Genomic DNA, 13031 nt, shown 5'->3' on the forward strand with positions numbered 1-13031 from the left:
TGTTTGTAGATGTATGGTATGAGCATAAAAGCATATTTGGCGAACACTGTCCGCTCTACAGTTTTACTTTTGCTTGTAGTCTTTGAGGAAATCTCTCATTTCATTCATGGAGTATTCAAGATCCTCAAGCTTAGGAAGATAAACTATCCTGAAATGGTCAGGCTGTTCCCAGTGGAAGCCGCCGCCATGAACAAGAAGTATCTTCTTCTCACGGAGAAAATCAAGCACGAACTGCTCGTCATTTGTGATGTTGAAACGCTTTGCGTCTATCTTTGGGAAGATATAGAATGCCGCCTTAGGCTTTACAGCCGACAGACCGTCAATGCTGTTAAGTGCGTTGTAGATATACTCTCTCTGATCGTAGATACGTCCGCCCGGCAGGAGCAGATCGTCAGTTTTTGTGTAATCACCAAGAGCATATTTGATTATATACTGGCTCGGTACATTTGAACAAAGCCTCATGCTTGAAAGCATATTAAGACCCTCGATGTAGCCTTTTACCCTGCTCTTATCTCCGCTGAGGGTCATCCAACCCACACGGAAACCTGCTATCCTGTGGGACTTTGAAAGTCCGTTGAGGGTGATGCAGAAAACGTCAGGACAAAGTGAAGCGATAGAAGTGTGCTCAACGCCGTCCATAAGAAGTCTGTCATATATCTCGTCTGAGAATATGATAAGCTCATGACGTCTTGCCATGTTTGCTATCTTTTCAAGTATCTCTTTTGGATATACCGCACCTGTCGGGTTGTTAGGGTTGATGATAACGATAGCCTTTGTCTTGTCTGTTATCTTCTTTTCCATGTCCTCAAGGTCAGGATACCATTCGGAGCTTTCATCACAAATATAGTGAACGGCAGTACCACCTGCAAGAGTAACGGAAGCTGTCCAAAGCGGATAGTCAGGTGCAGGAACAAGCACCTCGTCACCGTTGTTGAGAAGACCCTGCATTACCATTGTGATAAGCTCGGAAACACCGTTTCCGGTGTAGATATCGTTAAGACTTTCAACAGGTATGCCCTTAAAGTGTGCATAATCATAAATGGCCTGTCTTGCTTCTGTTATGCCCTTTGAGTCGGAATAGCCCTGAGCGTTTCTCAGATTGTCTGTCATTGCCTGTATTATCTCGTCAGGGGCATTGAATGCAAACGGAGCAGGGTTTCCGATATTGAGCTTGAATATCTTCTCTCCCTTTGCTATCATTTCATTTGCTTCGTCCATAACAGGACCTCTTATATCATAACACACGTTATCAAGCTTGCTTGATTTTGAAAAAGTTCTCATTTTATAAAGCTTCCTTTCGCTTTTTGGTTTTCTTTTTATCTTTACTCTTTGTAAGCTCAAAGCTTCTGAGGGTAAGATCTTCTATCTCTAATGTTGGCACGTCGCTGTCGAGATACAATGTTATCCAGTGGACCTTGTTCATGTGATAAGCTTCCGTCACGCCCTTGTAGATATCCCTGTAAAACAGCACTTCTTCGGGTTTTAGCTTTAAGTTTACTATCCACCTGTCATTGTGGAGCATCAAAAGCCCGAACCACTTTTTCGTGTCCCAGTGGCGCAGTGCAGTGGACTGAAAGTCCTCGTTGAAAGGCTGGTCATATGTCGCACCTGCAATAGAGCCGCAAAAGTCAAGATATTCTTCTTTTGTCATAAAATCACCGACCTTTGCAAAATAAAGAAGTGTACTCGTTTAAGGCAATACCGTCAGGCGGGCTTTGTGCGGTGTTGCCTTAATAGTATACCTTATTATAATAACACTGCTTTGACCCTCTGTCAAGAAGAAAGTCAAGAAAAAAGCTGTCCCGATCTCTCGGAACAGCTCTTTCCCTGAAGTAAAAGAATATGAAAAATATGAAGAAAGCTTTGTTATTTAGAAACCGTAGCCGTAATTATAGCCGCCAAGACCATTGCCATAGTTTCCATAGTAATCGTTGTAGTCGTCGTTGTTATTGTTATTATTATTGTTATTGTTGTTCTGGTCGTTGTCATTTGACTCAGAAGTGTCCTCTGTGGACTCGCCGAGAACAACGTCAACATTTATCATTTTCTTGTTTCTGTATATAGTAAGCTGAACAGTGTCACCGACTTTGCACTTGTTCTTTATCTCATTCAGCTCGCTGATGTTTGATATAACAGTTCCGTTTATGCCTATAACAATATCGTTTTCCTGAATACCAGCCTTTTCAGAGCCGCTTCCCTTAGTAACGCTCTTTACAAGGAAGCCCTGTGGGATACCGTAGTATGATGAATATGCGCTTGTGATGTCTGTGCCTGAAATTCCAAGGCTAGGTCTGCCTGTAACGTAACCGTTCTTCATAAGGTCCTCAACAATAGGGAGCGCCTCGTCGATAGGGATAGCAAACCCAAGTCCCTCGCCCACAGATGATGATACCTTTGCAGAGGTGATGCCTATTACCTGACCATATGCGTTGATGAGTGGTCCGCCTGAGTTACCGCTGTTGATAGAAGCATCTGTCTGGATAAGATTCATTGTCCTGTCTTCAACAGTGAGCGTTCTGTCTGTTGCGGAGATTATACCTGCTGTTACAGAGTTTGCAAGTGAGAAGCCAAGTGGGTTGCCTATTACGATAGAAGCTTCACCTACCTGAAGATCTGCAGATGTGCCGAACTCAGCGGCTGTAAGTCCCTTTGCGTCTATCTTCAAAACTGCGATATCAGTCTGAGTGTCTTTGCCTACAAGGGTAGCTGTGTATGTGAGGTTGTCCTCACCGTCATCAGAGCTGCTGTCAGAACTTGATTTGCTGTCATCTGATTTGCTTGAAGTATCGTTGTAGCTGTCAGGAAGCACAACTGAAATAGACTGTGCACCGTCAACAACGTGTGCGTTGGTTACGATGTAGCCGTCCTCGCTCATTACGATACCTGAACCTGTTGCAGTGCCGTTTGAAAGGATACAGGAGATGCCTACAACAGAAGGTGAGACCTTCTTTACTATCTCAGGGATAGTCAGTGCGTCGGACGGAGTTGAGAGCTGCTGGATAGTTGGCAGATTTGAACGGTCAACAGTGCTTTTTGCACTGTTTGATGAGCTGTCGTCCTTTGAAACAACGGTGCCGTTGTTTGAAGAGCCTACAGCGTTCTTTCCTGTAACAAGATTGTAGCCTACAATGGAAGTAGTTCCGATAGCTGCAACGCAAAGCACTGCAATAATGCCTGAAAGCACCTTCTTGCCCTTTGACTTTTTCTTATTAGGATTGTATGTGAACTCATTCACGCTGCCTGCCTGAGCCTGATATTGATTATATCCGTTTTGCTGTGTATAGCTATTCTCAAAATTGTTATTATTGTTATCATTGAAGTTGTTGTTTTTGTATTCATTCATGATGAAAACCTCCTGGTATGTCAGCGGCGTGAGCCGTGGTAATCAATTTTAACCGCCCCTTGTGGGGCTTTCTTGTTTCGTTATCTAATATTATACTTGTTTATGTGAAAACTGTATGATAAATAGAACAATGTTTAATGTTTTTTGCGGGAATATTACGTCATATTGCAGGCTTATTTCTTTCACATTTGGCTTTTTTTATAGGTTCAAATTGCACAAATGCCTTTTTGTATAGTTTTTTTTTGCCTCCTTTTACATAATGTTAAGAACAGTTTTGCTTTTGCATATTTTAAATAAATATATCAAATGTTTTTTGTGCATATCGGTAGAAATTTTTCGGATTTTATTCTTCGAAATGTAAAATTATTATTAATTGAAAGCTAAAATCTTGACGGCTACAGAGTTTTCAACCTTTTTTGACAAGATTTATTGCGAAATGCACAAAAAATGATTTTATAGTTTGTTTAAGGTGACTAAATCCTCCGCAAGCCTCGTTTTTATGTTATCTTAAACGTTTAACATCCTTGACAAAATACAGAGAAATTGATATAATTAAGATTAGCTGAATGAACCCATTTTGGCATTTTACATAAAATTGTGGGCTGATTTGCATAATTTATTGCCCGAAATTTGAACATATTGTACAAGAAATACAATATGTTGTGGTCGTTGTGTGCTTCTGACACGATATGTGAATAATGCACAAATATTTTAACCTTTGTTTGAGTATATTACATAGGTCAAAATGACCAATACAGTGGATGAGATGAGGACGAATATCCTGTTTGATGTGATAAAGGAGCCATGCGGTATGGACACTATACTTTCAACTGAAGATCTGTGCCGTGACTTTAAGATCGGCGACGGAAGCGTTGTGAATGCGCTGAAAAATATCAACATCGAAATAGAAAAAGGCAAGCTGACGATCCTTAGAGGACGTTCAGGAAGCGGTAAGACTACTCTTATCAATATTCTTGGAGCGCTTGACAAGCCAACAAAGGGCAAGGTCATGTTTGGCGGACGGGATATTACAAGGCTTTCTGAAAGAGCCAGAGATGATATACGACGGTATAAAATGGCGTTCGTGTTCCAATCTGTGGCACTTATGTCGGGAATGACCGCTTATGAAAACGTTGACTTTGGTCTAAGACTTGCAAAATATCCATATGAAGAAAGGGATAAGCGCACAAGGGAATGTCTGCGAAGCGTGGGACTTGAAAAGCGAATGTTCCACCGACCGGGGGAAATGTCCGGTGGTGAACAGCAGCGAGTTGCTATAGCAAGAGCTATCGCGCATAAGCCTGACATAATTTTTGCGGACGAGCCTACTGCCGAGCTTGATACGGCAACTGCGCTCCATGTTGTAAAGCTTTTCAAAGAGCTGGTGGCGAGAGATGAGATGACTATCATAATGACCACTCACGACCCCAGCATGATAGATATAGCTGATAAGGTTTATACATTAGAGGACGGTGAGATAGTTGAGTGATGAACTTGATACTATTGTAGCTGCCGACAATGATAAATATATGATACGGTGTGAAAATCTGGTGAAGATCTACAAAACTTCTGATGTTGAGGTGGTGGCGCTCCAAGGACTTGACCTGGATGTCGAGCGTGGAGAACTTATGGCAATCGTCGGAAACTCAGGAAGTGGTAAATCAACGCTGCTCAATATGCTTGGAGGACTTGATAAGCCTTCGGCGGGAAACCTTTATGTGGACGGTAAGGATCTTCTGAAGTTTACCGATAAGGATTATATGGAGTATAAAAGGAACACCGTAGGCTTTGTGTGGCAGAATAATGCAAGAAATCTTGTGCCGTATCTTACGGCTGTGCAGAATGTTGAGCTTCCTATGCTGCTCAACGGCGAGCATAAAAGACGGCAGAAAGCACTGGAGCTGCTTGACAGAGTGGGACTGCTGAAAAGAAAAAACAGCAGGCTCGACCAGATGTCGGGAGGCGAACAGCAAAGAGTTGCAATAGCTATTGCATTGGCAAACGATCCGAGATTACTGTTGGCTGATGAACCTACAGGCTCGGTGGATACAAAGACTTCCAATATGATACTTGATATATTCAAGGAGCTTAATAAAGATGAGAAGATCACTATAGTGATCGTTACCCATGACCTTAAGCTTGCCGATCATATCGACAGAGTGGTGGCTATCAGAGATGGAAGAACAAGCTCTGAGATCGTAAGAAAGCGTTCTTATGTGGAGGAGCTTAATGAAATGGGAGATATCGTGCTGGTTGAGAACAGCGAGGAAACGGCTCATGAAGAGCTTATCGTCCTCGACAGATCTGGACGGCTGCAGCTCCCGAAGGACTTTATGGACGCTCTTGAGATAAAAGGCGGCGATAAGGTCAAGGTCGAACTTGATGAGAACGGCGAAAAGCTTGTGCTGTTCAGATCGGGGGGGACGTAAGCTTTATTTTCTTTATTTCCCGTGGGGGATCACATAATGAAGAGGTTCTATACTATTTATATTAGAATGTAATTAAGTAGGCTTGATTCTCGCAAAACCAAAAGCAATTTATTTAGAAAGGTGGATTCATAGTGAAAGACACAATGTTTAGGCGTGTTATTGCTTCCGCATTGGCACTTGCTCTGTGTGCAAGCGCATCAGTTCCAGCATTTGCAGACAGTGAAGCGGCGGACGACAGCACTCTAGGCACGCAGGCAACTGCTGATGATTCTGCAACAGGCGACGGAAGCTCCGCTGCCACGACGGGTACCGATTCGATCCGTCAGACTTCTTATACTAACTATGTAAAGAAGTATACCGACGCTGCAAGACCTGATAAGACAGTCGAGGTCTTGGGAAAGGATTACGATCCTGCTTCAGTAACAGACGCTCAGATCACTGTAACTACAGTAGATGGAGAGAATGATGTTATGCAGTGGGCAAATCAGGAGGGTTCAGTTTCTTGGACGGTGAACATTCCTGAAACAGGCGTCTACAATATCAAGATGATATATGAGGCACTTGAAAGCAACACAAACGACGTTGAGTTTTCGTTGCTTATCGACGGCGAAAGCCCATATGCAACAGCGTCAAGAATCACGCTGAGCAAGAGATGGATCAACGAATCTGAGATCAAACAGGATTCAAGACAGAACGATATCCGCCCTGGACAGATATCGACTCCATGCTGGCAGGAAACTCCTCTGGAGGACATCGACGGACTATTTAACGAGCCGCTGGAGTTCTATATGGAGGCAGGCGAACATACGATAACATTTGAATCTGAAAAGGCTGAGTTTGCTGTCAAGAGCTTTACTTTCTATCAGTATGAAGCACCTGCTGCTTACACAGCACCATCAGACAGCGATCTGACGCAGGCTCAGGGACAGAAGATCACTCTTGAGGGTGAAACTGCTGCCTACAAGTCATCAAGAACTCTTTATCCTACATCAGATAAGAGCTCTTATCTCACATCGAGCGCAAACGGCTCAAGCCCTACTAAAACAAGATATAATACTATCGGTTCAGGAAGCTGGACGCAGTCAACTCAGACAGTAACATGGGAGTTCAATGTTGACAAGGCTGGCTACTATAAGATAGGTATAAGAGGCAGACAGGATCAGATGAGAGGTATGTACTCCAACAGACGTCTTTATGTCAATGGCGAAGTACCTTGCCTTGAAGCTAATCAGATAAAGTTCTACTACGATACAGACTGGAGCATCACAACGCCAAAGTCTGAAAATGGCGACGATCTTTATTTCTACCTCCAGGCAGGCACAAACACTATTTCTCTGGAAGCAGTTCCTGGTGAGATCGGTGAGGTCATGGGCGATCTGGACGAGCTTGTTTATAACATAAACAGCTACTATAGACAGATCAGACAGATCACAGGTCCTGATCCTGATGAATACAACAACTACATGATCGACACAGCCATCCCTTCTATCGTTCCTGATTTCAAGGAATATGCTAAGACATTGAGAGATAAGAAGGCTGAGATCGAGAAGCTTTCAGGTTCAGGCGGAACTGAGGCTGAAACTCTTGAGAAAATGGCTATCGTTCTTGATAAGTGTATAAAGAAGCCTGACCTTATCCCTGAGATGATGTCACAGATCAAGGATAACATCACATCGGTTTCTTCTTTCGTAAACCAGTATCGTGAGCAGCCTCTTGAGGTCGATATGATCGAGGTAGCTACTTCCGATCAGGATTTCACTTCATGTGACAAGTCATTCTTTGGCTCACTTGGCTTCGGCTTCAAGGGCTTTATCGGTTCTTTCTTCGAGGACTACAACGCACTGTCCGATGAGGACGAAAGCGCTATGGAGTGCTGGGTAATGCTCGGTCGTGATAACGCTGAGGCTCTCCAGCAGCTCATTTCAAGTGAATACAATCCAACAGCTAAAACAAAGATCAATCTTAAGCTCGTTCAGGGTGGTATCGTTGAGGCTACATTTGCAGGCAAGGGTCCTGACCTCGCTCTCTTCATGGGCGGCGACTTCCCTATCCAGCTTGCAGCCCGTGGCGTTCTTACAGATCTCACCACATTCAGCGACTTTGACGAGGTAAAGTCACGTTTTGCAGACGACGCTACTGTTCTTTATCAGTACAACGGCGGTACATACGGTCTTCCATGTGACCAGACCTTCCCAATGCTGTTCTATCGTTCTGATATCCTCAGCGAGTACGGTATCGACCCAGCAACAGATCTTAACACTTGGGACGGACTTCTTAACTGTCTGCCAACACTTCAGAGAAACTACCTTGAAGTTGGTCTTATCCTCCCTGTAATGACAAGTACAGGCGGAACAACTCAGGTATCTGCTATCACAGAGCCTGGTAACACATTCGCTATGCTCCTTCTCCAGCAGGGTCTTAACTACTACAACGAAGAGCAGACAAAGACAACATTCGATACTCAGGAGGCTGTAAACGCTTTCGATACTTGGACAAAGTTCTATACAACATACAGCTTCCAGCAGACATATGACGCATTCACACGTTTCAGAACAGGTGATATGCCAGTGGTTATCCAGAACTACACATTCTATAACCAGCTTTCTGTAGCCGCTCCTGAGATCAAGGGCTGCTGGGGATTCCAGCCAGTTCCTGGTACTGTTCAGGAAGACGGAACTATCAACCACGCAGCAAACTCCAATGGTTCAGGTGCTATTATCTTCACAAAGGCAGCAGATCAGGAGGGCGCTTGGGACTTCATCAAGTGGTTCACCTCAACTGACGCTCAGGTCAAGTACGGTAACAACATCGAGTCTATCCTTGGTACAATGGGTAGATATGCAACAGCTAACGAAGAAGCTCTTCAGCAGTTGTCTTGGACAACTTCAGAAGTAAATCTTCTTCTTGACCAGCTTAATTCACAGGTAGAGATCCCGATCATTCCTGCATCTTACGGTGTAACAAGAAACGTTATGAACGCATTCAGAGCTGTAGTTAATGACTACGACAACGCTCGTGATACACTGTTCTGGTACAATAAGGATATCAATGACGAGATCACTCGTAAGCTTGAAGATCTTGGTCTGTACGACAATTAATGAAAGGGGAGTAACTAATGGCCAAAACCAATCCTGAAGCGCCTATGATAAAACAGGGCAAGTGGAAGTACACATGGCACATGATGAAAACCAACAAGGCTTGCTATGCAATGCTCCTGCCTTTCATGTCTTTGTTCATTATCTTCACGGTAGTGCCTGTCGTAATGTCGCTGCCAATGGGCTTTACAAATTTTAACATGATCGAAACTCCTAAGTTCGTAGGACTTTCAAACTTCTATACGCTGTTCCTTAACGACGACGTATTCCTTATCGCAGTAAGAAACACTCTTATTTTTGCGATATTCACAGGACCGTTCTCTTATATCCTCAGCTTTATTATTGCTTGGCTGATAAACGAGATGAACGCATTCCTCAAAACCTTCTTCACATTCGTGTTCTATGCACCTTCTATGACAACTTCCGTATATGTTACCTGGCAGCTTATCCTGTCAGGTGACTCCTACGGTTACCTGAACGCTGTGCTTATCGATCTGGGTATCCTGAACGAACCTGCACAGTGGCTCACAGATACAAACTATATCCTTACAGTTGTTATCATCGTTCAGCTTTGGATGTCAATGGGTGCAGGCTTCCTTGCTATCCGTGCAGGCTTTCAGAACATTGATAAGTCAATGTACGAAGCAGGTGCTATCGAGGGTATCAAGAACAGATGGCAGGAGCTTTTCTATATCACTATCCCTTCAATGGGACCACAGCTTCTGTTCGCTGCCGTTATCCAGATCTCAGCATCATTCACAGTCGGCGTTGTTGGTCAGAACCTCGTAGGTCTGCCTTCAACAGACTATGCAGCTCACACGATCATGAACCACGCAACAGACTATGGTAACATTCGTTACGAAATGGGTTATGCGTCAGCAATATGTTTCGTATTGTTCGCTGCAATGCTCCTTGCCAATAAGGGTATCAACTGGCTCTTAGGCAAGTATCTTGACTAAAGGAGGGGAGTATATAAAATGGCTAGAAAAAGAAAAAAGCAGCAGTCTATTGAAAAGCTGAAGGTCAAAGAGAAAAAGGCGAGAGTCAATGGTTCTCTTGGCGGAGATATAGTTATTTTCGTATTCCTCTGTCTCCTTGGTGCATTCATGGTGTTCCCGCTGTATTACTCAGTTATCCAGTCTATGAAGCCTGTTGAGGAGCTGTTCGTGTTCCCTCCAAAGCTTTATGTACTGAATCCGACTACCAACAACTTCTCAGATATGTTCAAGGTAGCCGCAAGCTCATGGCAGGTACCGCTGTCAAGATATATCTTCAACAGCTTCTTTATTACAATAGTAATTTGTATCTGCAACCTTTTCGTTTGCTGCTGTGCAGCATTCGTTCTTGCAAAGTGTAAATTCCCAGGAAACAAGGTCATTAACCAGATCATCGTTATTGCCCTCCTGTTCTCCTCAAATGCAACATGGATCATGCAGTTCCTCGTAATGGCTAAGCTCCATATGATCGATACATACTGGGCATTGATCCTCCCAAGCATTTCAACATCAATGGGTCTTTACCTCATGCGTCAGAGCATGACAACCATCCACGACTCCATGGTGGAAGCGGCTAAGGTGGACGGCGCAGGTCTGTTCAGGATCTGTTGGCAGATCGTCGTTCCAAACTCAAAGCCAGCTTTGATGACACTTATCATCTTCGCTTTCCAGGGAGCATGGAACATTCAGGGCGGAGCACTTATCTACTCCGAGCAGCTCAAAACACTACCTACAGTTGTACAGCAGATCACAGCAGCAGGTCTTGCTCGTCAGGGCGTTACATTTGCCGCAGCAGTTGTACTTCTGATACCACCGCTGATCGTATTCCTTGTAGCTCAGGGCAACGTCATGGAAACAATGGCTAACTCAGGTATGAAGGATTAATTTGAACTTAGATTATAGAAAAGGAAAAAAGGTGATAAGTAGTGTCGAGAAATAAAATCTCTCTAAAACGAATGATCTCTGCGGCACTTGCAGCAGGTTTGGCGCTGACCATGACCGTGACTGCTTTCGCAGATGAGCCTTATACAGCCTATAACTACGACTATTGGGACGATGCGATCCCATCGCAGAGTGCCTACCGTGTAGAAAAGACTGTAACAGGTGCAGATATGGGTCTTGACAGGCTTTCAGATCCGAGCGACCCGCTTTATATAAGCGATGACGCTCCTGCAAAGCTCTCAGATGCAAAAGACCTCTTTTACGATCAGGACAACGATACTTTCTGGGTGTGCGATTCAGGCAACAACAGAATACTCCGTCTTGATACTGATCTTAAGGTAACAGGCTGTTATACCGGATTCACAGGCTCTACAGAAATATCTGTAGGCGAGGACGGAAGATCGACCTTCCTTAATCCTAACGGCATATATGTCAAAAAGAGCATCTTTGATGATAAGCTTTATGTTTACATCGCAGATACAGACAATTCAAGGGCTGTTAAGTGTACTGTTGAGTCAGGCACAGAAATGACTCTGGTGCAGGAATACACAAAGCCTGACACAAAGCTTTATGATTCCGAAACATTCAACCCTTCAAAGATACTTGCAGATAAGGCAGAGAATATCTACGTTGTTTGTAAGTCAGTAAACACAGGTTCTGTTCAGTTTAATAAGGACGGTGAGTTCCAGGGCTTCTACGGTGCTAACCGTGTCGAGGTAACTGCCGCTGTCGTTGCTCAGAAGCTGTGGAGAAAGATCGCTTCAAACGAGCAGATCTCAGCAATGACAAGAAACGTTCCAGTTGAGTATGCAAACTTCGATATCGACGCAGACGGATTTATCTACACTGTTACTGAGGCTGCAAATACTACGACCGACGCTGTTAAGAAGCTTAACCCAGCAGGTTATAACATCTGGGACAACGCAGTCGGCGATGAGTATTCATTCGGTGACGTTGCTTCAGAGTATGATTCAACAACAAATAAAACTTATAAGTGCAGACTTACAGATATCTGCGTTTCTGACAACGGAACAATAAATGTTCTTGACTACGAGAACGGCAGAGTGTTCCAGTATGATAAGCTCTGTAATCTTCTTTGCATCTTTGGTACAAAGAACTCCACTTCTGATCAGGCAGGAAGCTTCCTTGGACCAAACGCTATCGAGGCAAGAGGCAACGAGGTCTATATCCTTGACGGAACAAAGAACGATATCACAGTTTATACTGAAACAACTTTCGGTAATGTCGTTCACAGAGCAGTTCTCCTCTATGACGAGGGCAGATACTCAGACGCAAGAGCTGATTGGGAAGAAGTTATAAAGAGAGACGGCGGCTATGCAATGGCTTATGTCGGACTTGGTAAGGCTTGCCTTAACGACGGCGAGTATATGAAGGCTCTTGATTACTTCAAAACAGCTTACGATCAGGACGATTACGATAAGGCATTCAAATATGCAAGAGAAGAATGGCTCAGAGATAACTTCACAGTGATAATGATAGTTATTATCGTTTTGATCGCTCTGCTCATCGTAAAAGCAGTTCTCAAGAAAAAGGGCATAAAGCTCATCAAGCGCAAAAAGAAGGAGGGAAACTGATATGTATGAATTTACTCCGGTAGGTTGGCTCAAGCATTGTGTTTTCCACCCTGTTGAAGGTTTTGAGGACCTGAGATGGAAGAAACAAGGCTCAATGAAAATATCGATGCTCATAGTTCTCTTCCTCTTTATTGCAATGGTCGTTGACAGACAGCTCACAGGCTTCCAGTTCAATGATAGCTACGTTAAAGTATTCAACGTTGTTCCGCTTATCGTTCAGTCTGTAGTTTACTTCTTCACTTGGGTACTCGGCAACTGGGCAATATGCACACTTCTCGACGGTGAAGGTACACTTAAAAAGATCTGCATCTATTCTGCATATTCTCTTGTTCCTTACATCGTTTGCACATTTATCGCAGTGATCTTCTCAAACGTTCTGGTACAGGACGAGTCGATCTGGATCACAGCAATCCAGTATCTTGGCATCGGCTGGTCTGTTATCCTTATGGTGCAGGCAATGAGAGCCGTTCACCAGTATTCATTCGGAAAAACACTTGCTTCAATTATTGGTACGATCATCGCAATGCTTCTTATATTGTTCCTTGCGATACTTCTCCTTTCATTGTTCCAGCAGGTATATGTATTCGGTTACTCAGTTTATACTGAGATCATGTACAGGATCAGAGGCTAAA

General features: G+C 43.7%; 10 protein-coding genes. 7 read left to right on the plus strand and 3 right to left on the minus strand.

Annotation, left to right across the window (positions count from 1 at the left end; genetic code table 11):
- Positions 1–63 precede the first annotated feature (63 nt).
- The 3 genes from AB5Z01_RS03710 to AB5Z01_RS03720 all read right to left on the minus strand — a co-directional run bounded on the left by AB5Z01_RS03710 (position 64) and on the right by AB5Z01_RS03720 (position 3343).
- The gene (locus AB5Z01_RS03710) at positions 64–1281 is read right to left on the minus strand and encodes a pyridoxal phosphate-dependent aminotransferase (RefSeq protein ID WP_195221388.1); all 1218 of its coding nucleotides are present in this window, start codon (positions 1279–1281) and stop codon (positions 64–66) included.
- Between the two features lies 1 nt (position 1282).
- Positions 1283–1651 carry an MmcQ/YjbR family DNA-binding protein gene (locus AB5Z01_RS03715; RefSeq protein ID WP_368365334.1) on the minus strand — a complete coding sequence of 123 codons (369 nt, stop codon included), beginning with the start codon at positions 1649–1651 and terminating at the stop codon, positions 1283–1285.
- 219 nt (positions 1652–1870) lie between these two features.
- Positions 1871–3343, minus strand: a complete 1473-nt coding sequence (locus AB5Z01_RS03720; RefSeq protein ID WP_117856921.1) for a S1C family serine protease — start codon at positions 3341–3343, stop codon at positions 1871–1873.
- Positions 3344–4088: 745 nt separating this feature from the next.
- Here AB5Z01_RS03720 and AB5Z01_RS03725 point away from each other — a divergent pair.
- The 7 genes from AB5Z01_RS03725 to AB5Z01_RS03755 all read left to right on the plus strand — a co-directional run bounded on the left by AB5Z01_RS03725 (position 4089) and on the right by AB5Z01_RS03755 (position 13030).
- On the plus strand, positions 4089–4832 hold the full coding sequence (locus AB5Z01_RS03725; protein WP_368365335.1) for an ABC transporter ATP-binding protein: 744 nt from the start codon (positions 4089–4091) through the stop codon (positions 4830–4832).
- The gene (locus AB5Z01_RS03730; RefSeq protein ID WP_022287233.1) at positions 4825–5772 is read left to right on the plus strand and encodes an ATP-binding cassette domain-containing protein; all 948 of its coding nucleotides are present in this window, start codon (positions 4825–4827) and stop codon (positions 5770–5772) included. The genes AB5Z01_RS03725 and AB5Z01_RS03730 overlap by 8 nt, the downstream gene beginning before the upstream one ends.
- Before the next feature lie 131 nt (positions 5773–5903).
- Positions 5904–8870, plus strand: a complete 2967-nt coding sequence (locus tag AB5Z01_RS03735; RefSeq protein WP_332009263.1) for an extracellular solute-binding protein — start codon at positions 5904–5906, stop codon at positions 8868–8870.
- A 17-nt stretch (positions 8871–8887) separates the two neighbouring features.
- Positions 8888–9826 carry a carbohydrate ABC transporter permease gene (locus AB5Z01_RS03740; protein WP_022287235.1) on the plus strand — a complete coding sequence of 313 codons (939 nt, stop codon included), beginning with the start codon at positions 8888–8890 and terminating at the stop codon, positions 9824–9826.
- Between the two features lie 18 nt (positions 9827–9844).
- A complete protein-coding gene (locus AB5Z01_RS03745) occupies positions 9845–10747 on the plus strand; it encodes a carbohydrate ABC transporter permease (protein ID WP_022287236.1) in 903 nt (300 codons plus the stop codon).
- A gap of 41 nt (positions 10748–10788) precedes the next feature.
- Entirely contained in the window at positions 10789–12399 is a 1611-nt protein-coding gene (locus tag AB5Z01_RS03750; RefSeq protein WP_195221390.1) for a tetratricopeptide repeat protein, read from the plus strand.
- Between the two features lies 1 nt (position 12400).
- Positions 12401–13030: a Yip1 family protein gene (locus AB5Z01_RS03755; RefSeq protein ID WP_022287238.1), complete on the plus strand. Its 630-nt coding sequence runs from the start codon at positions 12401–12403 to the stop codon at positions 13028–13030.
- Position 13031: the final 1 nt, after the last annotated feature.

This window comes from Ruminococcus sp. RTP21359st1_H3_RTP21359_211015 (assembly GCF_040909065.1).
Classification (GTDB): Bacteria; Bacillota; Clostridia; order Oscillospirales; family Ruminococcaceae; genus Hominimerdicola; species Hominimerdicola aceti.